Below are 24,379 nucleotides of genomic sequence, written 5' to 3'. Positions count from 1 at the left end.
AGTCTGTCCTAATACGCTAATAGCGTATCTTTGTGTTGATCAAAATAAATAAGGGTATTTTTTACGGCGCGAACCACAGCGCGAGGGGTGATGGTCGCACCGGTAAATTGGTCAAAGTCTCCACCGTCTTTTTTCACGCCCCAGCCTTTTAAGCTAGGATTGTCTAACGACTTGTTGGCAAAGCTTAAAATCCATTTGGATTTCTTGAGGTCTACTTTGTCGCCAAGTCCTGGTGTTTCTTTGTGGCTAATCACTCGGCTGCCAGTCACTACGCCATTCTTATCGATGGCGACCAGCATGTCTAAATTGCCGTTATAGCCACGAGGCGCAATGGTTTCGAAAATGATGCCAGAGACTTCACCATTTTTACGAGCGATATGGATTTTAATGCCTTCGTCGCTCCCCAATAAAGGATCTGCTGGCAGAATCGCGGTGTCTTTGGTTAAGTCGTTATCATACAGATTGGCTGGCAGTATTTCGTTGAAGGCTGAAATTTGCGCATCCAAAATATTGTTCTTAATGGTGTTATCAGTCAGCTGGTGGGTAATGGCAATAAGCCCCGCTGTCAGTACCGCGAAGATGCCCAGACCAAGACTGTTACGACGAATAGAGGCGAACAATTCCATTAGTTATCTTCCCCAATTTTTAAGCCTGTCTTAGCTTTTTTATGGCCATACGTTCTCGGTTGTGTGTAGTAGTCGATTAGCGGTGCGGCGAAGTTCATCAGCAAGACACCAAACGCCACACCATCAGGATAGCCACCCCAAGAGCGAATAATGTAAATCAAAATACCAATGCCTGCGCCATAAATCAGTTTGCCGCGATTACTGGTGCAAGAAGACACAGGATCGGTAGCAATAAAGAACGCGCCAAACATGGCTGCGCCAGTGGTTAGGTGAAAGAAAGGCGTTGCTGTATTGCTTGGGTCAAACAGGTGAAAAACACCCGCCATGACCAGTAATGCACCCAACGTGGCTGCTGGCGTGTGCCAAGTGATAATGCGTAACCAGATCAGTCCAAGACCACCTACCAGATAGGCTGCATTCACCCAAAGCCAGCTGTTTAAGCTTGGTCCTTGAAGTGCGGCAATGCTGCTGAATGCGGCTTGTGAATCTAAAAGATCTTTGTGTTTGAAGCCATCTAAGGGCGTTGCCATTGTGTAGCTATCGATCACTGGCAGCTGGTGAAAAATGGCTTGTAAGCTTTGCATGAAAGACAATGTCTCGCCTGCAGGAATCATGCTTTGTACGCCAAGCCATTGGCTCATAGGCACAGGAAAAGACACCAGTACAATGGCATAGCCGACCATCGCCGGGTTGAACGGATTATTGCCCAAGCCACCATAGAGTTGTTTGGCAAAGATAATCGCAAAGGCGACAGCGGTTACTGTCACCCACCAAGGCACCACAGGCGGTAGGGCAACACCTAATAGTACGGCGGTTAATAGGGCGCTATAATCTTTCAAGAAGAAACCAACGGCACGACGACGAATCGCCAAAATAGCCGCTTCACTTAATAATGCCGTGATACTGGCAATCATTAGGTTGATTAGCGTTCCCCAGCCAAATAGCCAAGTCTGTACGACTATGCCAGGAACGGTCGCTAAAATGACCATCTGCATCACCCAAGAGGTGCGACGTCCTGCACGTTGTGTGTGGGGGGAGGTAATCCTCAATAATGCCATTTAACGATTCTCTTGCATGTTGGTTTGCGAATGAATAAGTTTTTCTAACAAGGCTTCGGCGCTTTGCAGACGTTGCTCGGTAGCCGCAATCTCTTGTTTAATGCTTTCTGCTTCTTCTGGCGTGCTTTCTAAACGCTTATTCAGTTTATTTATTTGCGCTTTGGCTAAGGCAACGGCGACTTTCTCTTTTTTAATCTGCGTTGCCAAATCCATTTCTGGTTCGGCTTTGGCTTCGCTGTTCGCAACCGGCTCCGCTGTTTTCTCTACTGGAGCAGGCGCGCCTTCTTCAGCTTCAAGAGCGGCTAGCTTTTGTTGTGCTTCAATAAGCTTTTTAGGCCATTCTGATGCCTCTATCTCGCTTTCCTCTTTGCCTTGGTCTTTTAAAAGCTGAATGTTTTTCTCTGCTTTTTTGATACCGGCTTTGGCGATAGCGAGATCGATTTTGCGCTTCTTCGCGGCCTCGGCATCCGTATTTTCAGCGGTTGGTGCTGCTTTTTCTGGAGCCGCTTTGGGCGCTGCTGTTTCTGGATTGGCTAATGCTTTTTCCAGTTCGTCGGCGCGCTGTTGTGCTTCTTTTAGCTGTTGGCGAATAGCGTCGGCTTCAGGTGCTTTAATCTCTTCCGCTTTTTTAAGGGCTTTTTCGACTTTTTTTACCGCGGCTTTCGCGATGGCTGCATCGATTTTCAGCTTTTTCAATTCATCGCTCATTACGGCTTTTGGTTCAGCTGCTGTCGCATTCGTGCTTGATTGAGCATTGCTGCTGAGCTTGCTAACTATGTCTTGAGCGGCTTTCAGGTCAGCTTCAAAAGCTGCAATCTTGTCTTTCAGTTCCTGATCATCAGGTGTCTCGACAAGTTGCTTCTGTAGTTTTTTCAGTTTTACGCCAATCAAAGCCACATCAACTTTGGCTTTTTTCAGCTCGTCACTTACTGGTGCTGGAGTGGCTTTTTCTGTGTTGGCGGCTGGAGCAGCTGGTGCTGCGCTAGGCGTTTTAGCCAATTGTTCTTCAAGTGCAGCAATAGCTTTTTCTTGATCAGTCACTTGCAGCTGCAAGTTGCTGATCTCTTCCACGTGTTCGTTTTCTTGCGCTTCAAGCAGCTGTTTTTGTAGCTTCTTCAATTTGGATTTGCCAATGGCGATATCCACTTTGAGCTTTTTCGATTCGTCGTTAGTTGCAGGCGCAGCGGCAGCCGTAGGAGTCGCTTTTGCTGGTGCGGCTTTTTTCGCATCGGTAGCCTTGTTGGTCGTTGCTTTCTGACGAGCAAGGCGCTTCGCTTCTTTTTCCGCGGCTTCTGCGTCTTGGCGAGCTTTACGTGCTTCAAAGCGTTGCTTAGCTAAGTCTGCTTTTACATTGGCTTCACGGGCTTCACGAATGCTGCTCTTGGAGTGGCGATAATACTGCACTAAAGGAATGCTACTTGGGCAAACATAAGAACAAGCGCCACATTCGATGCAGTCGAATAAGTTGTGGTGTTCGGCTTTTTCGAACTCTTGGCTTTTACTGAACCAAAGCAGTTGCTGAGGCAACAAGCTCGCAGGGCAAGCTTGTTCGCACATTCCACAACGGATGCAAGCTTGTTCGGGTGCTGGCGCAGGCAGCTCTTTTTTGCTGGCAGCCAAGATGCAGTTACTGGTTTTCACTATTGGCACCGCAGCTGAATCTAGGGTGTAGCCCATCATTGGACCACCCATGATTAAGCGGCTGAGCTTTTTAGATTCATAATCGGCGTATTCTAATAGGTGCGCGACGGGCGTACCGAACAGCACTTCGACGTTTTGTGGGCTTTTTAGCGCGTCGCCAGTCAATGTGGTAAAGCGTGAAATTAACGGTTTGCCCTGAGTAATGGCATCGTGAATTGCGACACAAGTACCGACGTTTTGGCATAGCACGCCGATGTCGGCTGGATATTGTCCACTTGGAACTTCTTTGCCTGTTAACAGCTGAATTAACTGCTTTTCACCGCCAGAAGGGTATTTCGTCGGCACAACGGCTAATTGAATGTCGCTATTGCGCTGAGTAAGTACTGTTTTTAAAGCAGCAATGGCAGTGGGCTTATTGTCTTCAATGCCAATGATTACATTTTCAGCTTCAACAAGGTGTTGCAGTATCTCGATGCCAGCAACCAGTTCTAAGGTCTTTTCACGGATCAGCATGTCATCGGCAGTGATGTAAGGCTCACATTCTGCCGCGTTAATAATAAAATGCGTGAGAGGATTCTTGTGTGCGCCTTGCAGTTTGACTTGTGTCGGAAAGCCCGCACCGCCCATGCCAACAATGCCCATTTCAGACAGATAAGCCAGAACGTCTGTTTTACTGATGTCTTGCCAATTGTTTAGTGGCTCGAGGTCGGTCCATGTTTCGTTACCATCTGGCGTAAGGACAATACAAAGGTCACTTAACCCTGATGGGTGAGCAATCAGGCGTTCTTCTATCGCAGTAATGGTGCCAGAGGTTGGCGCGTGTAAAAAGCTGCTTAAAAAGCCATTATTAATGGCGATAGTTTCGCCTTTTAGTACCTTATCGCCGACTTTGACTAATGGTCGAGAGCTTTGGCCTATGTGTTGGCCAAGGGGTAAAATAAGCTCGCTCGGTAAACTTGGTTTGCCTAAGGGTAATTGCAAAGATTGCGCTTTATTTTCTGGCGGATGAATGCCGCCATGAAAAGAGAAAACTTTCGCTGTTTGTGGTTTTTCTGTTCGCATCAGTGTGCAACCTCCGCTTGGCGGTCGGTGGCAATAATATCTAATGAAGTCGCCGCAATACCCTGCGGTTTGTCCCAAGACCAAGTTTTCGCTGTCACGCCGATTTCTACCATATCAATACAATCTACCGGGCAAGGTTCGACACACAGGTCACAGCCTGTGCATTCATCTGCAATAACAGTGTGCATTTGTTTTGCTGCGCCTAAAATCGCATCCACAGGACACGCCTGAATGCACTTGGTGCAACCGATGCACTCGTCTTCACGAATAACCGCAACGCGTTTTGCGCTTTCTGTGCCGTGATCGCCGTCTAGTGGCACCGCTTCCACATCTAATAAATCGGCCAAGGCCTGGATGGTGCTTTGTCCGCCAGGTGGGCAATGGTTGATCGCTTCACCGTTAGCAATGGCCTCGGCGTAAGGGCGACAACCCGGATGACCACACTGACCACACTGGGTTTGTGGTAGAAGGGCGTCGATCTGATCGACGATTGGGTCGCCTTCCACGTGAAAACGTACATTGGCATAACCCAAAATAGCGCCAAAGATAAGCGAAAGAAGTACTAAGATTCCGATAGCGAGCAAAACAGTCAACATGGCCAGCTCCTAAATCTGTACAAGGGCGGTGAAGCCCATGAAAGCAAGTGCCATCAAGCCAGCGGTAACCATGCCAATAGCAGAGCCTTTAAAGACAGTTGGCACGTCCGCCACGTTAATACGTTCACGCATGGCAGAGAATAGAATCAGTACGAAAGAGAAACCAACGGCCGCACCAAAACCATAAAGAATCGATTCAACAAAGCCATTCTGTTTGCTGATGTTTTGTAATGCCACCCCTAATACCGCGCAGTTTGTGGTGATAAGAGGTAAGAAAATCCCCAATACTCTATAAAGCAGAGGGCTGGTTTTATGAACCACCATTTCAGTGAACTGTACAACAACAGCGATGACCAAGATAAAAGAAATAGTTTGTAGGTATTCAAGACCAAATGGCTGAAGTATGTAGGTATAAGTCAGGTAACTGCATAGGCTCGACAAGGTTAAAACAAAGGTTGTCGCCATTGCCATGCCAATCGAGGTTTCTAGTTTCCCGGACACGCCCATAAAAGGGCACAGGCCCAAAAACTGCACCAGTACAAAGTTGTTAACCAGAATAGTACTGACCAGTATCAGGAGATATTCAGTCATCTCAAATCCAAAGTATGCGGTGAATATTATGTGGTTTTAGATACCTTAAGAGAAAAAGCATCTGTGAGCGTAACTATACCAATCTGCTTATAACTAACAAAGCTAAAAATCTCGCATTTTTAGTCCGATTAAGTATATAGATAATAGGTTACGCTTATATAATTTCGATTTATGTTTCTATATTAATGCCAATGCTCACCTTATTAAGAATCTTTCTTATTTACTAAGGTGAGCATTGGTTTGCATTGCTTGTTTTGGCTGTTTAAGCCGGTGTTTTGTGGCTTACATGACTCGTTGGCCAGGTTTTGCGCCAGCGTGAGGCTCTAGTAGGTAAATTTCTTCACCACCTGGACCTGCCGCTAATACCATGCCTTCGGACATGCCAAACTTCATCTTGCGTGGTGCAAGGTTCGCCACCATCACCGTGTGCTTGCCTTCTAAGTCTTCTGGCTTATAAGCAGACTTAATGCCAGAGAACACAGTGCGTGTTTCACCACCAATGTCTAACGTCAGTTTTAGCAGCTTATTGGCTTTTTCAACGTGCTCGGCTTTAACGATCAAAGCAATGCGCAAATCTACTTTAGCGAAATCATCAAAGTTAATTTCCGCCTCAATAGGTTCTTTGCTTAGTTCCGTTTCTACTTGAGTCGGTTGCGCTGCTTCTTTTGCAGCTGCTTCCGCCGCGGCTTCTAGCTTGCCTTCTTCGATAATGGCATCTATTTGAGTTTGCTCAATACGACCCATTAACGGTTTGAACTTATTCACAGTTCGACCAAACAACAATTCGCTGCGGTTGTCCCATGTTAGCTCTTTATCAAGGAAAGCTTCTGCGTCAGCAACCATGTTTGGTAGAACCGGTTTCAGGTAAGTTGCCAATATGCTGAATAGGTTCAAGGCAACGGTACAAACATCCTGAACTTTCGGTAAAGTTGCTTCGTCTTTTGCCAATACCCAAGGTGCTTGAAGTGCAATGTATTCGTTCGCCACGTCAGCAAGACGCATGATTTCACGAATGGCTTTACCGTACTCGCGGCTTTCAAAGTGCTCAGCAATAACATCGCCTGCATCAACGAAAGATTGGATCATTTGCGCTTCGCTCACTTCGCTGGCTAATTGGCCATCGAATTTCTTGTTGATGAAGCTGGCTGTACGGCTAGCAATGTTAACGACTTTACCAACCACGTCAGAGTTCACGCGTTGCAAGAAATCACTTAGGCTAAGATCGATATCGTCAACACGAGAGTTCAGCTTGGCAGCGTAGTAGTAACGCAAGTATTGCGGATCCAAATGCTTCAAGTAAGTGCGCGCTTTAATAAAGGTGCCGCGCGATTTAGACATTTTCTCACCGTCAACGGTTACATAACCGTGTGCGTTCACCGCTGTTGGTGTGCGGTAGCCAGCACAATCTAACATGGCAGGCCAGAACAACGCGTGGAAGTTGATAATGTCTTTACCGATAAAATGATAAAGCTCGGCGTCGGAATCTTTCGCCCAGTAATCATCAAACTCTAGACCTTCAGTGCGATCACACAGGTTTTTAAAGCTCGCCATGTAACCGATTGGTGCATCTAGCCAAACATAGAAATATTTGCCCGGTGCATCTGGGATTTCAAAACCAAAATAAGGTGCGTCGCGGCTGATGTCCCATTCTTTCAAACCAGAATCTAACCATTCAGATAGCTTGTTAGCTACTTGGTCCTGTAAGGTGCCGCTGCGGGTCCATTTTGCTAGGAAATCTTGGAAGTCTGGCAATTTAAAGAAATAGTGCTCAGAGTCTTTTTCGATCGGTGTCGCGCCAGAGTAGACAGAGCGCGGATTGATCATTTCCATTGGCGTGTAAGTCGCAGAACAGACTTCACAGTTGTCGCCGTATTGGTCTTCTGCTTTACACTTAGGACACGTTCCTTTGATGAAACGGTCAGCTAGGAACATTTCTTTTTCTGGATCGTACGCTTGTACGATAGAGCGAACAGCGATTTTGCCATTATCACGAAGGGCTTTGTAAATGCTGTTTGAGAACTCACGGTTTTCTTCAGAATGCGTGGAATGATAGTTATCATAACCAATCAAGAAGTCGTTAAAGTCCGTCATGTGTTCTTGGCGAACACCCTCGATTAACTCTTCTGATGTAATGCCATTTTGCGCGGCTTTAATCATAATCGCCGTGCCGTGTGCATCATCCGCACACACTGCTGTACAAATATGGCCGCGCATTTTTTGAAAACGCACCCAGATATCGGTTTGGATGTGCTCCAGCATATGCCCTAAATGGATAGAACCATTTGCATAAGGAAGGGCGCTGGTGACTAAAATTTTGCGTTGCGTTTGTGCCATTTTTGATAAGCCTACTGGATTAAAAAAGGTCGGGTATTCTATCAATAAATAGGCACAGATGACGAATGAATAAAGCGCCTAAAGGATAGATAGTCTTAGAAAAGCGACATTATAAGTCCCAATCCCGCGTGTGCAAGCGCTAGTCTGCGTTCCAAGTCTTGCTTTTCTGCAATTTGCCCCCACACTTGGCTCAACGTTATAAAATAAACACTCTTTAAAATACGCCTAACTAGGAGCCCCCATGCTAACTGATGCCCAACTACAGGCGACTTTAGAAACCCTAATCGACGACAACAGCGGCCAACCTTATGGTGCTGTTTGGAATGTTGTTGCAGACGACAGCCGAGTTCATGTCACTTTAACGCTCGCCTATCCTGCGCAAAAACAACAAGCTCAACTAGAAGCCAAGATCAAAGAACTCTTGGGCGATTCTCGTAACTTGGTGTTAGACATCGACTTTCAAGTTAAAAGCCAAGCCACACAAGGCAGCATTCCAGGCATGAAAGGCGTGAAAAATATCATCGCCGTAGCGTCTGGCAAAGGTGGCGTGGGCAAGTCCACCACCACGGTTAACCTTGCTCTTGCTATGGCAAAAGAGGGCGCTCGTGTCGGTATCTTGGATGCCGATATCTATGGCCCAAGCCAAGGTATGTTGCTAGGGTTTGAAGAGGGCACTCGCCCACAAGTTCGTGACGAGAAATTCTTTATTCCACCAACGGCATTTGGTGTGCAAGTGATGTCCATGGCATTTCTAACCACCAAAGACACGCCTGTTGCATGGCGCGGCCCAATGGTGACTGGTGCCTTGATGCAGATCCTAACGCAAACCGATTGGGATAACCTTGATTACCTATTTATCGACATGCCACCTGGTACAGGCGACATTCAACTGACGCTGGCGCAAAAAGTCCCCGTGGCGGGTTCTGTTATTGTTACCACGCCTCAAGACATCGCACTGCTTGATGCTCGTCGTGGCATAGAAATGTTCAACAAGGTGAAAATTCCAGTGTTGGGCGTGGTTGAAAACATGTCCACGCATATTTGTTCTAATTGCGGTCATCATGAAGCCATTTTTGGCGACGAAGGCGGCGCGAGCCTAGCCAAAGAATACGATGTCAATGTATTAGGTAAACTGCCACTAAGCCTAGCGATCCGCGAACAGAGCGATGCAGGCCGACCAATCGTGGTAAATGCACCCGAAAGTGATACTGCAGGCATTTATCAGTCGATTGCTCGCAAGCTTGGTGCTACCCTTGCATCCCAGCAAAATGAACAAACAGCGATGCCTATTATTGGCATGAGTGACGATTGAGGAAAAGTAATGCGTTTGTGTGACCGAGATATAATTAAAGCCCTAGACGAAGGTTCCATTGTGATCGAACCGCGCCCTGACAACAGCGTCATCAGCGGTGTTTCTGTTGATTTACGATTGGGCAACTCGTTCCGTGTTTTCCAAGGTCACCCAGCGCCTTACCTTGACCTAAGCAGCTCAAAGGCTGATTTAAGCAAAGTCATCGAATCTGTCATGAGTGAAGAAATTCTTGTCGAAGACGGCAAACCTTTCTTCATCCATCCGGGCGAACTCGTACTTGGCGTCACCAAAGAATCTGTCACTGTACCTGACAACCTAGTTGGTTGGCTGGATGGACGTTCTTCCTTGGCACGCCTTGGCTTAATGGTTCACGTCACCGCACACCGCATCGACCCAGGTTGGAGCGGCGGCATCGTTCTAGAATTCCTCAACGGCGGCAAACTACCCATCGCCCTAAGTCCGGGCATGACCATCGGTGCCATCAACTTCGAAACCATGTCGGGTTCTGCGGATCGTCCTTACAACAAACGTGATAACGCTAAGTATAAAGACCAGACCTCCGCGGTGGGTAGCCGGATTTCCGGTGATAAATCTTAGATCTTTTTTAAGATCGACTAGAAAGAGGCCTCGGCCTCTTTTTTTGTTTTTATAAGGTCAAATAGTTACTTCTCAGCGATTCCTAGCTTGCAAGCTTGGTTCCGCTCTGCTGAGCGGGCTAGTTCCTTCCCCTTTCTTCAAGGGGAAGGTTAGGATGGGGTTATTTCTTTGGGTTTTAAAGGATATTTGTTACTTCTCAATAGCTCCGAGCTGCAGGTTTATTCCGCTTTTTAATTCAGGAAAAAGCTGAGCGGGTAACTTTTGTCCAGATCCACAAAACTTACCAAAAATTCGCTTTATCGGGCTATCGCCCAAACGTCTCATTCACATTATTAAACATCACGTCTAGCAACACGATTTTTACCGTAAGGCATAGATTGTTTTTGTTGGTGGAGGGGAGGGGTTTTTTAACTGACCCTGAAACTCCATAGGGGCGCGCAACTTCGTCGCGTCGAACTGACTTCATGTGTGATGCTGGTTTTTGTAGGGCGGATGAGGGAGGTACGACCGTGATCCGCCGATTTCATCGTACCCGGTGCAAGCCATTTCCCACAAGGGGACAAGTGCCCGCGAAGGCGGGAATCATTTTTTATAGGTTAGGTAGATACTATTTGACGTGATACCGGCTTTATTTTTGGATGAAATTTAAAACACAATTTATGGGTGGATATACAGTCTATTTTTGAGATGAAGGCATTTTTGCTCGTTTAACCATTTTAAATAAACTGGTTGTGCGCGTTTTGTGCTGGAGGTAAGTAAGAAAGTCCTCTAATATCAATGAATAAGAATCTACAGTGTAGAAATAACTCGCTCTAGATAAAAGGAATAACACGCATGCTCGTTTTTCCTGTTTTAACTTTTGTTGATATCTCTATTTATGGTTTTAGAGTCAGTGACTTATAGTAATATTAAGAAGGTTTCCAATCTGTGTAAATGCGCATGCGCATTAACAAAATGTTAAGTTCAATAGAGGAAATGTGGATAAATCAACTCAACTAATGAAATGGATACTGTTTTGGGTATTCATTGTTCTCTTTGCTTTAGCTGTTCTAGGCACTCTAGGTGTTGTATTTCTTGGCTTCGGTACTCCAACTGAGGCTGAAAGAGAGTGGCTTGTAAAAGGACTTATATTAGAGGTTGCTGCTTGTATCGTTGCGCTTTTCTACTCAATATTTAGTTTGAAGCCGGAAAGTGGAAAACAGAATCTTAATGTTGAAGACTTCGAGAGCCGGCTTACTGAGTTAGAGTCTAAGGTTTTTCTTACAGTAAAAGAAATTGACAGTAATACAGTGGAGCTTTCTGCGAGAAAAGAAGACTCTTCCTCCGGTCCAAGTAAAGACTTTATGCATCAAATGTATCCTTTTCTTGCGCGTATTGACGAATATGACACGCCACCACCTTTTGATGTCGATGAATACAATATTTCTCCTTCTTATACGGAAATTGATGCAGATATCTCAAGCGCTAAACCTTTTGATAAGGAGCACCGAGAGAAAAGCTATTTTGGTCTAAAAGTACAGTGGAAATGTGCATATAAAGGAATTACTGAAAAAGAGGACTGTTACAGAATTCGCCTAGATACAGAACGACCACTATTCGGTACATATATCGAGGTTAGCAAAGAAAAGGATATCGCAAAGTTAAAATTTCTTCATGAAGGGCACCCAATGTGGGTCTGTGGTGAAATAGTTGATCTGTCGGGTTCGAATGTCGAGTTGGCTAATGCTGATTTTTACATATAAGCAACTTAACAAAGCGTTGCAACGGATTCGGAAGAAGCCCTCACCGTTGAACAGGGGCGTTACCCCTTCGACGCGACGAAGTTGCGCGACTCTATGGAGTTTCAGGGTCATTAACGGAAAGATTCTCTCCTGCAGCATAACCAATCTATGCCTTACGATAAAAGTCGTGTTGCTAGACGTGATGTTAAACAATGTGAATGAGACGTTTGGGCGAAAGCCCTAGAAGAGACCTTTTGGTTACTTCTGATTTTCATCTATAAAAAATTCTCTTTTGGTAATTGCATACCTAGTTTTAGTCGGCTATTTTATTGCCCCTTAAAAATGGATTAAAGTGCAAGGTGGTATAATGGAGCGTTTCTTAGCTATTTTGATGTTATTTTCAGCATCAGCATCAGCATCAGATTTTTTGGGTTTTTTTACCACTGACTTGTATCCAGTGGATGGGTGTAAAGTTATAAAAACTGATTCAATGTATTCAATGAGTCAAGCTGGCACTTATAACCAATATAATGATGGACGGCATTCATATCTAAATGAGATCGATGAAAGGCCGCTTAAATCTGATATGCTCAAAAGAGCAATTGGAAATGGTTTTAATGCAATTTTGGGTTATCAGTTTAATGTTTACGGTGGCTTTTCTGGAAATCAAGGACAGCTTGTTAATGGGTCTTTAGGTGTTGGTGTTTACACTGCCACAGCACGTGGAGTTCCAGTAAACATTATTTGTAAATAATATAAATGAGACTTTTGGGCGAAAGCTCGATCAAAGAACAACCCTATCCTCCGCCTTCTCCTTGGAAGACAAAAGGGGAAGGGACTCAGCCCTCGCTCAGCAGGGCTTAATGATTTAACTACAAGTGGTTTTGTGGGCGTTGTGATTGAGCGAGTACAGCTACTACCAAAATAAAACCGTCTTCTTTTGTAAAGTAAGCCGTGTGTTTTCCAACAGGAAAGTAAAAACTGTTTGGAAAAATATCATCGCAACTACGGCCTACGTCTGGATTGTCGGCTAGCATTTGAAACCCAGTTAGTAATGTGTGTTTATAGTTTTGCCACTGTGTTTCAGAAAAATTTTGGGCGGTATAGCTTTTAATTTTTTGTAAATGAGTTTGAGCCAATTTACTCAGTTTGTATTTTGTCTTTTGCATAATGGGTTACAAGGCGCTTAGGAAGTCTTCGCCATCAACCACATTGCTTTGCGCCAAGTCTTGTTTAGCTGACTCGAAACAATGTTTAAGGTAGTCCGTTTTCATTGCTTCTAGTTCTTCATAGTCTCTGATAGACATTACCACTACGGCATCTTTGCTGTTTTTGCTAATTTTAACTGGCTCACGTTGGGCGCTTAGCAGAAGTTCACCAAAATTACGCTTAGCATCATTTGCTGTTAATGTGTGCATATTCAATCTCCAAATTTGGAACTAAAGTAATATTATAGTTAGTCGCATGAAATGATCAATCTAATTAAATCGTGCGATTTGTGTGAAAAGTAAACTAGCAAAGCATTTAAGATGGATTCTCAACGCTTGGCGTTTTTGCATCGATTGGCAAAAGTTACCCACTCAGCAGGACGGAATAAATGTCGTGAATCCAAAGCGTTTGAATGGAACATAAAGACCGCTTAGGGCCAAAGTGACGAGAATGAAAGCTTCGCTTTCAGCGGCACATTACGCTGCGCTAATGATGCCCTACGTTTTGGTTTTACACGAATAGCTACGAAGAAGTCAGCTCGACGCGTTTTCTATTAGATAGTCGATTGCGCGACTCTATGGAGTTTCCGAGTCATTAACGGAAAGGCTCTCTCCAGCAGCAAGATCAATCTATGCCTTACGATAAAAGTCGTGTTGCTAATCAGGATGTTAAGCAAAGTGAATGAGACGTTTGGGCGATAGCCCGATAAAGAGACCTTTTGGTTACTTTTGTACTTTTCTGAATTAAACAGAGGGCAAAAGTTACCCGCCCAGCAGGGCGGAATAAACTTGCAGCTCAAAGTCATTGAGAAGTAACAAATATACTTGAAGGCCCAAAGAACAACCCCATCCTCCGCCTTCCCCTTGGAAATAAAAAGGAGAAGGTTAGGGGGTTAAAGGAAAACCCTTATGGCTGTTGGGCGTTGAAGTAGGGAGAGCTCATGCCTTTACTTGCTTCGGCCACGACGTCACCATCAAATAATTTAATGCTGAGGCTGGCGTTGATTGATTTGGCTATATCGGACAACATGCCCTCTGCGTAGGCGCGGGCGTTTTGTACTGAATCAAACTCGTAGAAGCCGCCAACGGAGTGGTTGTTGATGCCGCTTAACCAGGTTTTATTTCTAAGCCCGGTGACTGTTTGCATCGCTGGGTTAGCTTCCTGCCATACTTCTTCAGTAAATGGTGCTGACACTTGAAGTTCAGCATAAAGAAAAACTCGGTTTGGTTGGGTCATTGTAGACTCCTTAGTTTAAATATTTAGGGGATAAGTCCCCATTCACGACCCTATTGGTAGGATTGTGAATGGGGATTTTTGATTAAGGGGTTAGTTTCGGCCTGCGATTACGCCACCATCCACATCCCAAATAGCGCCAGTTACCCAGCTTGAATCACTGCTTAGTAGAAAGTTAATTGTCTTGGCGACATCTTCGGCTGTGCCAATTCTTCCAATTGGATGGAAGCCATCAAATGTAGCGAGTGTTTCATCGATTGCACTTGGGTCAATGAAGGATTCGTAAATAGGGGTTTTTACCACTGCAGGAGAAACCGCATTGACGCGAATGTTCTGGTCAGCTAATTCCATTGCCATATGTTGTGTGAGTGCATGCAGGCCAGCTTTAGCCATTGAGTAAGCCGACGATGGTGTGGCTTTGATGGCTTGTTTTGCCCACATTGAGCCAATATGTACAATTGAACCGCCGCCATTAGATGCCATGTTTTTGGCGACGGCTTGAGATATAAAGAATGCCGCACGGTTCAGTTCCTGATACGCATCGTAATCCTTATGATCGTGTTCTAAAAATGCCGTTGGTTTGAATTTACCCGCTGCATTTACGAAATACTCTATATGGCTGTCATGATTAGCGACAAAATCCAGTATGCGTTGAACGTCATCGGTTTCGTATAAGTTTGCTTGCAGCGTTTCAATATGTCCCAATTCGGCAAGTTCCTGTTTAGCGGTCGCAAGTTTTGTCGTGGAGCTGCCCACAATGATGGTTGGAATGCCACGTTTGAGTAGTTGCTTTGCTGTCGCAAATCCCATTCCGCTAGAGCCGCCTAGAATTAAAGCGTAAGAACTATTTATGTTTTTCATTTGATTATCTCTACAGGTAAATATTAAAGTGTGGAAGTAGATTACAATCCCCGTAGACTATTGAAAATTAGGCACAATTTGGTGCGGTAGGTACTTATTGGTATATCTTTATGAAAGAACAGGAAAAAATATTTCCAAAGAAGTCTGCACCTGAAAAAAGTGCGCGTATGGTTGAGACTATTTATGGTTGTAAATGGTCATTAACCATCTACCAGCTGTTGGCAAATGACATTAATCGACCTGGGGCCATGGTCCGAAGTGTTGAGGGGTTAACGACGAAGGTGCTTAATGAGTGTCTGAGAAAAAATACAAAATTTGGTATTTTGGAACGCGTTGACTTTAATGAAGTACCACCTAGAGTGGAATATCGTGTGACTCGCTTTGGCACAAAATTTCTTCGAATTCTTGATGAGCTGGAAAAGTTACAGAACGAGATTGAATGTGACATTGCGTAGTAGCGTTGTTCGGCATTAGGATTGAATATGTTCACTAGAAAGCTTTTCTATTTACTGGTGTTTCTTTTATTGCAGGGGTGTTCGAGTATTATGCCGAATTTAGGGGTTACTAATGGGAAGTTGGCGGATTGTCCTAACTCGCCCAATTGTGTGAGCAGTCAGGCTCAAACCAATGATAAGCATTTTATTGAACCTATCGTTGTGAAAGGTTCCAGTGTCGACGCTCATGACAAGGTGTTGGCCGTGCTGGAGTCTTCTAAACGCGCTAAGGTGGTGGTGAATGACGCAGATTATATTCATGCTGAATTTACGTCTTTGGTGTTTCGTTTTGTGGACGATGTGGAGTTTTTGTTCTCGCAAGAGCGAAATGGCGAAGTGACGATCGATATTCGCTCGGCGTCACGAGTTGGTCATTCTGACTTTGGGGTGAATCGAAAACGTATGGAAGCCATTCGCCGTAAAATCAATCGATAGTGTGATAAGTGATTAATTTGTCGGCGCTCTATATTGTTTATAGAGCGCCTTTTTGTTGGCAAATAGGTCTATATCGTTAAAGCGTTTGTGCATTCTTCACTTCGTGCTCGATGCTTTGGCGTAGGTCCGTTGGCAAGTGCAGTGCGTCTCCTAGACGATCTAGGTAATGGCGTTCTTCTGTTGTGTCGATATCGATGGCGAGCATGGAGACAAGGTAGATTTCTGTGGCTTGCTCTTCACTTTCTGATAGGCGTGCAATGGTGATTGGGTCGCTGTCAGCGCGCAGTTGCTCTATAAGGAATCTTTGCTCTTCTGCATTGATGCCAAGATCACGAATTTGTTGTTCGATCCGAGTTTGTTCGCTGGTGTCTATGTGGCCGTCAGCTTTGGCGGCGCTGATCATGGCTCGAATTAAGATTAGGCGCATGTTTTCAACTTGCTGAGTTGGTTTTTCTTCTGCAAGGTCAAAAATGCTGCCGGCTGGAACCGCGGGTGTGGTGGATGAGCCGAAGCTCTGATTCGGTTCAATGTTGGTAATTTGTGTCGTGGTTTGGCTTTCTTTGTGATTACGCCACGCTTTGTAAGCCATTCCACCTACGGCGGCCATGCCGCCATATTTGATGGCTTTACCGCCCATTTTACGGGCTTTTTTGTTGGTCAATAACATGGCGGCTAATCCGCCAGCGGCCGCGCCCCCCATTAACCCACCGGGCATTGAGCCTGATTTGGCTTTACTGACGGCTTTGTCTACTCCAGAACTTGTAGAACCCATAACGCTGCTTAGCAGTGAGTTGATATTCATAATTTATAATCTCCAATTTACTTATCGGTTATTTCTTCAGACTGGAGAAGCTTGGAAGAGTTCATCTCGGACTGCTTTGTTTCCTTTCTTTTACTTTTTAATTACGTTATTAAAAGGGCGTAAATATCTGATTTTTGGTTTGATAGCCTAAGCGAGTTGAAATGATTTATGTGTTTGTTTTTTATGGCTTTCTAAGTCTGATTACTTTTGGTTTCTATAGTATGGATAAGTCGGCCGCTAAGCGTGGCAAGCGCCGAGTGCCTGAGTCGACTTTGCATTGGTTGTCTTTTTTAGGTGGTTGGTTTGGTGCTCTGATGGGACAAAAAATGTTTCGGCATAAGACAAAGAAACCGCGATTTTTAGCGATGTTTTGGCTGACGTGTTTAGTGAATATCGCTGTGACTGGTTATGGCTTCTATTATTTTTCGTTGTTTTGATTTGGGCTAATCTCGTTACATTATGTAATTGCCGTAGATTTTTTATGTAAACTCCATTGATAATCAGCATTTAGATGACGGGGTTGTGTTGCTCGCCTTTTATATTCTCACAATGACATGGCTATGTTTTCAGGTGTGCGGCTTTATGAATAACAAAGAACTCAATATTGACCTTGCTGATGTAATGGAGCTGATGCTGGACGCGGTTTGTATTGTTGATCGCAATGGTTATTTTGTCTTTGTCAGTGCGGCGTTTGAAGCTATGTTTGGCTATTCGCCAGAGGAAGTGATTGGAACACCTATGGTGCGTATGGTTTATCCAGCAGATAAGGTAAAAACGTTGGATACCGTCGATACGATTATTTCTGGTGAAATACAACCGCGCTTTGAAAATCGTTGGGTACGTAAAAACGGTGACGTGGTTAATGTGCTGTGGTCCGCTAGGTGGTCTGAAGAGCATCAAGTTCGTATTGCGGTTGCTCACGATATTACAGAGCGTAAGAAGATGGAAGCGCAGTTGTTATACGCGGCTGGTCATGATGATCTAACTGGTCTGCCTAATCGAACCTTGCTGTTAGACCGTTTGCAGTCGTCTTTGTCTCTGGCTGAACGAGAACGGGTTGGTTTGTCTGTATTGTTTATCGATGTTGATGGTTTTAAAGAGGTAAACGATGCCTGCGGGCACGCTGTTGGGGATTTACTGTTACAGCAAATTGCTAAAAGGTTAGGCGATTGTGTACGTCAATCTGATACTGTGGGACGTTTGGGTGGTGACGAGTTTTTGATTATTCTCAACAAGGCTCACAGCGATGATGCGATGTTGTCTGTTGCAGAGAAAGTTCGTGCTGAACTGGCTAACGAGTTTGATATTGATGGCGTGGTGGTAAACGTGTCGGCGAGTATTGGAATAGCTCGTTTCCCAGAAAACGGTAAACAACCGTTGGACTTAGTGCAATACGCGGATCAAGCTATGTATAAGGCTAAAAATGCGGGCGGTAATCGCATCATATTAGCTGCCTCTGAATGATATCTGCCTCTATCTCTTCTTTAATTTAGCAAATATACTGGAAATATACCTTTCGACAGATTTGAGTTTGACGATTTACTTTCTTCGGGCTGATTTCCGTTTTACTATTTGCAGATTGGTTAAAAAAATAAATTCTTGGCCTTGATGGTACCGCTGTGCAGATCGGTATCTTAATCATTTAACGACATAGGAAACAATAATGGCGGCTTTTGGTAGCGTGTTCATGCCTAAGATGGCATTGGCAACATTCGAAAATGGTAAATGGAATGAAGAGAGTATTGTGGCATCCGATAGCATTCAATTGCATCCAGGTGCTCACGTCTTACATTACTCAAGTACGTGTTTTGAAGGATTAAAAGCGTTTCGCCATGAAGATGGTAGTGTGCATGTGTTCCGTATGGATCAAAACATTAAGCGCTTAGCGCAAAGTAGCCGTCTTTTGTCTTTGCCTACTATCAACGAAGAACAAGTCGCTAAAATGATTTTGGATGTGGTTGCTGAATTCGGCAGCGACGTTCCTGAGCCACCAGGGTCTATGTACATTCGTCCTACTCATATTGGAACAGAAGCGGCAGTGGGTAAAGCGGCTGCACCAACAGCAACTTCTATGCTGTATGTATTATTGTCTCCAGTAGGGGATTACTTTACTGGCGGTGCGAAAGCGCTTCGTCTTTTGTTGGATGAAACGGGTATGCGTTGTGCTCCTCACATGGGCATGATCAAGAGTGGTGGTAACTACGCAAGTGCGTTGGGCCCTATCTCTAAAGCGAAAGAAGAAGTGCAAGCAGACCAGATTTTGTTCTGCCCAAATGGCGACGTACAAGAAACTGGTGCCGCTAACTTCTTGTTGATCGATGGTAATGAAATCATCACAAAAGGTTTGGATTCTTCTTTCCTACATGGCGTCACGCGTTCTTCTATTTTGACACTTGCTGCGGATCTGGGAATGACTGTGACTGAGCGTGATTTGACAGTCGCTGAATTGTTAGAGCGTGCTGCTAAGCCAGGAGTGGAAGCGGTTCTGTCTGGTACAGCAGCGGTATTAACCTCGGTTGGTACGTTTATCCATAACGATAAAGAGTATCAAGTTGGTACTGGTGAACCAGGTCCTATTGCTCAGAAGCTTCGTCAAGCATTGAATGATATTCAATGGGGTAAAGCAGAAGACAAGCATAACTGGTTAACGAAAGTTTGCTAAGCGGTTAGAAAATGTTAGTTAGAAAAAAGGCTGAAGTGATTAACTTCAGCCTTTTTTATGATCGGCAGTCGGTGATATGGCTTTAGAAGCTCAATCGTGCTGTTGCAGACATAATGTTGTAATCGTCTGCTATCTGATAGTTGCCTGCCAAAGAGAAATTTTGTGTGAAGTAATAACCTAAGGACAATTTAGTGTTGTCTAACGTGTCTTGGTCTGAGTACATTGTGTATGACAATCTTGCTTCAACACGATCGGTAAGCGAGCTATTCAAGCCAACTCTGAAGCTAAAGTCAGAATCTTCATCATCATAGTCATTGTAGTGAACCAGTCCATATATTTGGCTAGCTCGGCCAATACCTGCAGAAGCGCCTATACCGAATTTTAAGATATCAGCATCGTTAAAATCGATAGATTCTATTGAAATAAGTGGAATAACGAGTGTATCGATAGAGACAGTAAATGCGGAATAGTCACCGTCATCTGCACCACTATCATAATCAATGTTGCCCATTGTGTAATCAATAAACGTCAGTGGAGAAGCGTTCGCGTTCATAGACAAGGAAATTGCAGCCGCTGCAACTCCTGTTGCAATAATATTTTTCATATTTTTCTCCGAAAATTCCAAAGGTGTGAATCTTTATCATGTGCTAACTTGATTCCTACCTCCACGTAATCGGTTCTATTCGGGCAAACTTTAATCAAATATTGTAAAGTTTTGAGTTGTTGCCCTAATCTCTCACCCAAGGTGATGATATAAAAGGCATTCTATATCAGAAAATTTTTGATCAGTGGATACAAACTCCTCTAATGAATGAAGAAGGCATTATGAAAAAAGCAATGAGACAACTTTGTGCGCCATTATTGGCTATGTTTGAGTCGGGTGTTGGCGAATATGAATACAAAAAATCTCACCGCATAATATTGATTGTATTAGGGGCACTGTGTTTTGTGATTGCGTCTGCTTCTTTGGCTGTGACTATCGTAACGGAGGAAGCGGCGGGAGTTATTCCTATTTTATTATTTTCGCTTACCGGCTTGGTCTGTGAAATTGTTGGTTTACTCGGCAGTGACAGAGCTGTAGCAAGAATTTGGAAGCGAAATTAAGAGTCTGCTAAATAAAACGGCCGTTGGCCGTTTTATTTATGTCTATGACAGTATGACAGGTTATTTTTGATCTTTGCCTTTATGGCGAGGCATGTCGTTTGCGCATTTCTCCTGACGGTCTTTTTGTAATTCAACGAATTTGTCTTTTTGTTCAGGCGTTAGGATGCTTAGCATTTTGTGTTGCTTGCTGAGCATGTCAACTTGACGTACTACTTGTTTATCAGAAAGTGCTTGGGCAAGGGAGGTTGCTTTTGCTGGATCAAAGGTTTCCGCTAGCAATAATTCATTCATTTTCTGGGTGCGTTCGGCTCTCATTTCTGCTTTTGGTTTGTCTTCTCTGACATGTTTTTTCATTTCAGCTTTGTTGGCTTGGCGCAATGCTTTGAATTGATCTTTTTGTGCATCGGTTAAATCTAAGTCTTTCATTATGCTGCGATCAAAGCCAAACCCTGGGCGGCATTCGTCATGAGGTCCCTTGTGGCCTTTTCCGCCAAAGGCAAAGGCACTCGTGCTTACGATTAGAGGTAGTACAACAGACGCTATAATAAGTTTTTTGGCTATTTTCATGGGACTTTCCTTCCATACTAAGTAATGGCTAGAGTAAATAAATACTGCGCTTTGCAGGCATGGAAGTAGAATAGAGGTTGCTAGGTAAACTGACGTCTGCTCAAAGTAAAGTATCGTAAATGCCACGCTGCGGTGTGTTTTTCGACGTAAAATGGGTTTGTTGATTTATTGTGTCCGTCTTGTTTTAGGGATTTTTCATGCCTCATATTTTGATTATTGATGACGATGTTGAGTTGAGCGATTTGCTTAAGGAAGTGTTGTCCTTTGAAAACTGCGTCGTATCGACCGCTTATGATGGTATTGAGGGCTTGGCTACCATGGAGGATAGCGTCGATTTGGTGTTGCTTGATGTGATGATGCCTAAACTGAATGGTTTTGAGACGCTTAAGCAGTTACGTGAAAAATGGGATGTGCCTGTGCTGATGCTGACCGCCAAAGGAGAAGAAATCGATCGCGTCATAGGCCTAGAGTTGGGGGCAGATGATTACTTACCTAAGCCTTTTAGTGAGCGTGAACTGTTGGCAAGAATTAGAGCGATTCTCAGACGCACCCAAACCAGTAAAGGCCAGACGCAAAATGAGGCAGTCGTGTATCGGGATGTTAAATTGTATCCCGGACGCTTAGAGGCTTTTTGTAACGGTGAATTGTTGGATTTGACCAGTACGGAGTTTGCGTTGCTGCATTACTTCATACTGCATCCAGGTAAGGTGTTAACGAAAGAAGAGCTAAGTTTAGACGTGCTTGGTAAAAGGCTGGCGGCGTTTGATCGTGCGATTGATATGCACGTATCCAATCTGCGCAAAAAATTACCTGATTGGCCTAATGCAAAGCCGCGTATTAAAACTTTGCGTGGACGTGGTTATTTGCTGGTGGAGGGCGAATAGTGAGGCTTCCCAAAATCACCAGTTTATATGGCCGCATCTTTGCTATTTTCTGGTTCACCATGTGTTTGGTTATTTTGGCAGTCTTGGCTTTGCCACACTTTGACCCACGCAAACCTCGTGATATTCCACCCCCATATTATGAGCGGATGCTGGAAGTTCGAGACAGAGCTGAGCGTGTTTTTGCCACTGAGCAAAGTATAGAGTCTGTGCTGCATCATTTGGAAGCTTGGTCTCATCGAGGCGGTGATAATAGATTACGGCTTTTTATTACCGATCTTGATGGTAATGTGATCACCACAGATCGTCGTCCAGACTTTAGTTATAAGGCGCTGCGCAACTTTGTCACGACGATTGATAACCCCCAGAACCCTCAACAAAGGCTGTATGGGCGAACTATGATTTCGGGACCGCTTCCTGTTCGTCTGGCGAAGGGGGATTACTTTTTGTATGTTGGCACCCGTTGGAGTGAGCCACCACATTTTTTGATTCAATTATTTGATCATCCATTGCGCTTGCTATTGGCTGTAATGTTGGTCAGTACGCCTTTGTTGCTTTGGTTGGCATGGGCGTTAAGTCAGCCTGCGCGTCGGTTGGAGAAGGCCGCGCAACGAGTGGCGCAGGGGGTATTTGAAATCGATCCAGAGCTTGAAAAAGGTACGTCTGAATTTCGTCAGGCGGGGGCAAGCTTTAACCAAATGGTTGAGGCGGTCAATATGATGATCTCCCGCCAACAACGCTTATTGTCTGATATTTCCCATGAACTTAGGTCGCCTTTAACTCGGTTGAGAATGGCGCAAGCATTAGCAAGAAGAAAGTTAGGTGAAAGTTCTGATTTGACCCGCATTGATACCGAAGCTCAGCGATTAGAGCAGATGATAGGTAAGCTATTGGAGCTATCCAGTATGCAAGTGGACAGTCATTTGAATCGTCAAGCTCAACCGCTTTCTAGCCTTTGTGGTGAATTATTAGAAGACAGCCAGTTTGAAGCTGAGCAAATGGGAAAAGTGCTGAGCGTTTCTACTATTCCTGAGTGTTTTATTGTTTGTCACCCTGAATTATTAATGAGTGCCTTAGAAAATGTTATTCGGAATGCGATCCATTATGGGGAACATCAGATTCGAGTTTCTTTAGACGCTAAGGCAGATGCCTTGCTTATTCAAGTGGAAGACGATGGTGAAGGTGTTCCTGATGATGAGCTGGACTCCATTTTTCGGCCTTTTTATCGTGTTTCAACCGCGCGAGACAGGCACAGTGGTGGTACAGGCTTGGGCTTGGCAATTACTGAAAACGCTATTCGTCAGCATCAGGGAAGCGTTCACGCAGCCCGTAGCGCATTGGGTGGATTGTTGGTTGAGATAAGATTGCCCTTGCATGTGAAGTAAGAATTTCAAATTAAGGGAAAGCATTAGTGGACAAAGTGAGTAATCCGGCTCATATTAGAAGCAAGCTCGGCTGGTGTTTATGGTTTTTTACTGTGCGCTGCTTTGTAGCTTTCCCAAAAATTATAGGTAATACATGATAAATACAGCAAAAGAGTTCCTTTTACAGCGCATTAGTATTTTTGCCAGTCAATCCTTTGACCCTAATTCTGATTCGCAAGTAGTTGGATTACTAAAAAGTAAATTCAATATCCGTTTACCACAAAGACGCTCTATCAATGAGTCCTTGTCTTCTACCGTTAGCGATCATGAAATTATTAGTTTGATTTTGAAATATCGCTCGATGAATTAATGATACCTCGAGTCAATTCGCGTTTTCTTTTTTGATACACACAAAAATAGCGTTGCCAGAAAGCTGTTCCCAAGCCACGATTTTGTCGTGCTCGTGTTCAAACACATGAACATCAAAATACGGTGCTAAAAGGTTTTGCAGCTCTGTGAAACTTAACGCTACCATTGGGTGCTCATCTGTCCAGTGCTGGGTTTGATCGAGTGTTGTTTTATCAATGCTAAGCTTGAGAGTTTGTTGTTCGCCTTCGCCTCGATAAAACCAAGAAGACCCAAACGAAAAAATACTGTTTTCATAGTCGACGCTGTGTTTCGCCGATAGCGTATTATCTATGTGGTTCTTGTCTACGGAGTTGAAGCAAAATATCCCGCCAGTTTTAAGCGCTTTATGAGTGCTCTCTATACAGCTTTTTAGGTTGTTCAAATTACCACTGTAATGAATAGAATAAAGAAAACAGGTAATGAGATCATAGGGTTCTGCTGTCGTGTAATCGCACATATTCCCTAGAGTAAAGAGTCCATCTGGGCAACGCTGCAAAGCCAAATCTAACATTGGCTGATTAATGTCTAAGCCACTGCATTCATAGCCTTCATACTGAAAATGCTGGATATGTGGTCCGGTTCCACAAGCCAAGTCTAGATGGCGCTTACCACCATTGCCGAAAATTTGGTGAAACCTATGAGCGCTATTACTTTGTGCTTGATAGTTAATATCGGCACACATTAAATCGTAGTAGCCGGATAAGTCCGTGTAGAGCGCATTGTCTGACATGTTTTGTTCACTTGGAGAGGGGAAAATGATGGCGCATCATATAGTAGTTTGTGAATTTTGCGAAGCCGAAAAAAAACAGGAACAAGGTTGC

At 44.3% G+C, this 24,379-nt stretch carries 27 protein-coding genes; 13 read left to right on the top strand and 14 right to left on the bottom strand.

All coding sequences use genetic code 11. The features are described 5' to 3' along the window. Positions 1-8: 8 nt before the first annotated feature. From rsxG to metG, 6 genes are all read right to left on the bottom strand, one after another. Positions 9-626, bottom strand: coding sequence for an electron transport complex subunit RsxG (rsxG, locus tag DFP75_RS07340; RefSeq protein WP_110573789.1), 618 nt, complete (start codon positions 624-626; stop codon positions 9-11). Continuing rightward, positions 626-1,684, bottom strand: a complete 1,059-nt coding sequence (gene rsxD / locus DFP75_RS07335; protein WP_110573787.1) for an electron transport complex subunit RsxD — start codon at positions 1,682-1,684, stop codon at positions 626-628. Before rsxD ends, rsxG begins: the two co-directional genes overlap by 1 nt. Continuing rightward, a complete protein-coding gene (rsxC, locus tag DFP75_RS07330; RefSeq protein WP_110573785.1) occupies positions 1,685-4,387 on the bottom strand; it encodes an electron transport complex subunit RsxC in 2,703 nt (900 codons plus the stop codon). Next, entirely contained in the window at positions 4,387-4,983 is a 597-nt protein-coding gene (rsxB, locus tag DFP75_RS07325) for an electron transport complex subunit RsxB (RefSeq protein WP_110573782.1), read from the bottom strand. The genes rsxC and rsxB overlap by 1 nt, the downstream gene beginning before the upstream one ends. Positions 4,984-4,992: 9 nt before the next feature. Continuing rightward, complete coding sequence (rsxA, locus tag DFP75_RS07320) at positions 4,993-5,574, bottom strand: electron transport complex subunit RsxA (protein ID WP_110573780.1); 582 nt, start codon at positions 5,572-5,574, stop codon at positions 4,993-4,995. 282 nt (positions 5,575-5,856) lie between these two features. Beyond that, the gene (gene metG / locus DFP75_RS07315) at positions 5,857-7,908 is read right to left on the bottom strand and encodes a methionine--tRNA ligase (RefSeq protein ID WP_110573778.1); all 2,052 of its coding nucleotides are present in this window, start codon (positions 7,906-7,908) and stop codon (positions 5,857-5,859) included. A gap of 241 nt (positions 7,909-8,149) precedes the next feature. Between metG and apbC the strand changes: the two genes are divergently transcribed. The 4 genes from apbC (at position 8,150) to DFP75_RS07295 (ending at position 12,292) form a co-directional block, all read left to right on the top strand. Next, a complete protein-coding gene (apbC, locus tag DFP75_RS07310) occupies positions 8,150-9,220 on the top strand; it encodes an iron-sulfur cluster carrier protein ApbC (protein ID WP_110573776.1) in 1,071 nt (356 codons plus the stop codon). Positions 9,221-9,229: 9 nt separating this feature from the next. After that, positions 9,230-9,817, top strand: coding sequence for a dCTP deaminase (gene dcd / locus DFP75_RS07305; RefSeq protein WP_110573774.1), 588 nt, complete (start codon positions 9,230-9,232; stop codon positions 9,815-9,817). 977 nt (positions 9,818-10,794) lie between these two features. Beyond that, a complete protein-coding gene (locus tag DFP75_RS07300; RefSeq protein WP_110573772.1) occupies positions 10,795-11,559 on the top strand; it encodes a hypothetical protein in 765 nt (254 codons plus the stop codon). 346 nt (positions 11,560-11,905) lie between these two features. Beyond that, entirely contained in the window at positions 11,906-12,292 is a 387-nt protein-coding gene (locus tag DFP75_RS07295; RefSeq protein WP_110573770.1) for a hypothetical protein, read from the top strand. Between the two features lie 118 nt (positions 12,293-12,410). Here the strand turns inward: DFP75_RS07295 and DFP75_RS07290 are convergent, their stop codons facing one another. The 4 genes from DFP75_RS07290 to DFP75_RS07275 all read right to left on the bottom strand — a co-directional run bounded on the left by DFP75_RS07290 (position 12,411) and on the right by DFP75_RS07275 (position 14,841). Next, positions 12,411-12,707 carry a type II toxin-antitoxin system RelE/ParE family toxin gene (locus tag DFP75_RS07290; protein WP_110573768.1) on the bottom strand — a complete coding sequence of 99 codons (297 nt, stop codon included), beginning with the start codon at positions 12,705-12,707 and terminating at the stop codon, positions 12,411-12,413. Between the two features lie 6 nt (positions 12,708-12,713). Beyond that, complete coding sequence (locus tag DFP75_RS07285; RefSeq protein WP_110573766.1) at positions 12,714-12,956, bottom strand: type II toxin-antitoxin system Phd/YefM family antitoxin; 243 nt, start codon at positions 12,954-12,956, stop codon at positions 12,714-12,716. A 697-nt stretch (positions 12,957-13,653) separates the two neighbouring features. Beyond that, on the bottom strand, positions 13,654-13,983 hold the full coding sequence (locus DFP75_RS07280) for a YdhR family protein (protein WP_110573764.1): 330 nt from the start codon (positions 13,981-13,983) through the stop codon (positions 13,654-13,656). A 90-nt stretch (positions 13,984-14,073) separates the two neighbouring features. Then, positions 14,074-14,841, bottom strand: coding sequence for an SDR family NAD(P)-dependent oxidoreductase (locus DFP75_RS07275; protein WP_110573762.1), 768 nt, complete (start codon positions 14,839-14,841; stop codon positions 14,074-14,076). Between the two features lie 110 nt (positions 14,842-14,951). Between DFP75_RS07275 and DFP75_RS07270 the strand changes: the two genes are divergently transcribed. Beyond that, positions 14,952-15,296 carry a winged helix-turn-helix transcriptional regulator gene (locus DFP75_RS07270; protein ID WP_110573760.1) on the top strand — a complete coding sequence of 115 codons (345 nt, stop codon included), beginning with the start codon at positions 14,952-14,954 and terminating at the stop codon, positions 15,294-15,296. 27 nt (positions 15,297-15,323) lie between these two features. Continuing rightward, a complete protein-coding gene (locus tag DFP75_RS07265) occupies positions 15,324-15,770 on the top strand; it encodes a DUF1499 domain-containing protein (RefSeq protein ID WP_110573758.1) in 447 nt (148 codons plus the stop codon). Positions 15,771-15,846: 76 nt separating this feature from the next. Here DFP75_RS07265 and DFP75_RS07260 read toward each other — a convergent pair whose 3' ends face one another. Continuing rightward, positions 15,847-16,572 (bottom strand): tellurite resistance TerB family protein, encoded by a 726-nt coding sequence (locus DFP75_RS07260; RefSeq protein ID WP_110573756.1) that lies wholly within the window; start codon positions 16,570-16,572, stop codon positions 15,847-15,849. A 161-nt stretch (positions 16,573-16,733) separates the two neighbouring features. On the opposite strand from DFP75_RS07260, the gene DFP75_RS07255 reads away from it, so the two are divergent. From DFP75_RS07255 to DFP75_RS07245, 3 genes are all read left to right on the top strand, one after another. Further along, a complete protein-coding gene (locus DFP75_RS07255) occupies positions 16,734-17,009 on the top strand; it encodes a DUF1294 domain-containing protein (protein ID WP_110573754.1) in 276 nt (91 codons plus the stop codon). Between the two features lie 145 nt (positions 17,010-17,154). Further along, complete coding sequence (locus tag DFP75_RS07250) at positions 17,155-18,036, top strand: sensor domain-containing diguanylate cyclase (RefSeq protein WP_110573752.1); 882 nt, start codon at positions 17,155-17,157, stop codon at positions 18,034-18,036. A 199-nt stretch (positions 18,037-18,235) separates the two neighbouring features. Then, positions 18,236-19,234 carry a branched-chain amino acid aminotransferase gene (locus tag DFP75_RS07245; RefSeq protein ID WP_110573749.1) on the top strand — a complete coding sequence of 333 codons (999 nt, stop codon included), beginning with the start codon at positions 18,236-18,238 and terminating at the stop codon, positions 19,232-19,234. An 82-nt stretch (positions 19,235-19,316) separates the two neighbouring features. Here the strand turns inward: DFP75_RS07245 and DFP75_RS07240 are convergent, their stop codons facing one another. Beyond that, positions 19,317-19,838: a hypothetical protein gene (locus DFP75_RS07240; RefSeq protein ID WP_110573747.1), complete on the bottom strand. Its 522-nt coding sequence runs from the start codon at positions 19,836-19,838 to the stop codon at positions 19,317-19,319. 221 nt (positions 19,839-20,059) lie between these two features. Here DFP75_RS07240 and DFP75_RS07235 point away from each other — a divergent pair, with 221 nt between their 5' ends. Then, on the top strand, positions 20,060-20,338 hold the full coding sequence (locus DFP75_RS07235; RefSeq protein ID WP_110574451.1) for a hypothetical protein: 279 nt from the start codon (positions 20,060-20,062) through the stop codon (positions 20,336-20,338). Between the two features lie 60 nt (positions 20,339-20,398). Here the strand turns inward: DFP75_RS07235 and DFP75_RS07230 are convergent, their stop codons facing one another. Further along, on the bottom strand, positions 20,399-20,905 hold the full coding sequence (locus DFP75_RS07230; protein ID WP_110573745.1) for a CpxP family protein: 507 nt from the start codon (positions 20,903-20,905) through the stop codon (positions 20,399-20,401). Positions 20,906-21,102: 197 nt separating this feature from the next. Here DFP75_RS07230 and DFP75_RS07225 point away from each other — a divergent pair, with 197 nt between their 5' ends. From DFP75_RS07225 to DFP75_RS07215, 3 genes are all read left to right on the top strand, one after another. Further along, positions 21,103-21,789: a response regulator gene (locus DFP75_RS07225; RefSeq protein ID WP_110573743.1), complete on the top strand. Its 687-nt coding sequence runs from the start codon at positions 21,103-21,105 to the stop codon at positions 21,787-21,789. Further along, positions 21,789-23,171, top strand: coding sequence for an envelope stress sensor histidine kinase CpxA (gene cpxA, locus DFP75_RS07220; RefSeq protein WP_110573741.1), 1,383 nt, complete (start codon positions 21,789-21,791; stop codon positions 23,169-23,171). The genes DFP75_RS07225 and cpxA overlap by 1 nt, the downstream gene beginning before the upstream one ends. A gap of 133 nt (positions 23,172-23,304) precedes the next feature. Next, the gene (locus DFP75_RS07215) at positions 23,305-23,520 is read left to right on the top strand and encodes a hypothetical protein (protein WP_110573739.1); all 216 of its coding nucleotides are present in this window, start codon (positions 23,305-23,307) and stop codon (positions 23,518-23,520) included. Positions 23,521-23,532: 12 nt separating this feature from the next. On the opposite strand, the gene DFP75_RS07210 is transcribed toward DFP75_RS07215, so the two are convergent. Then, complete coding sequence (locus tag DFP75_RS07210; protein ID WP_110573737.1) at positions 23,533-24,288, bottom strand: class I SAM-dependent DNA methyltransferase; 756 nt, start codon at positions 24,286-24,288, stop codon at positions 23,533-23,535. Between the last annotated feature and the right edge of the window lie 91 nt (positions 24,289-24,379).

The organism is Marinomonas alcarazii, assembly GCF_003208215.1.
Taxonomy (GTDB): Bacteria; Pseudomonadota; Gammaproteobacteria; order Pseudomonadales; family Marinomonadaceae; genus Marinomonas; species Marinomonas alcarazii.
Note: the sequence above shows the minus strand (reverse complement) of the source record. Positions and strands in the feature narration are given on the sequence as shown.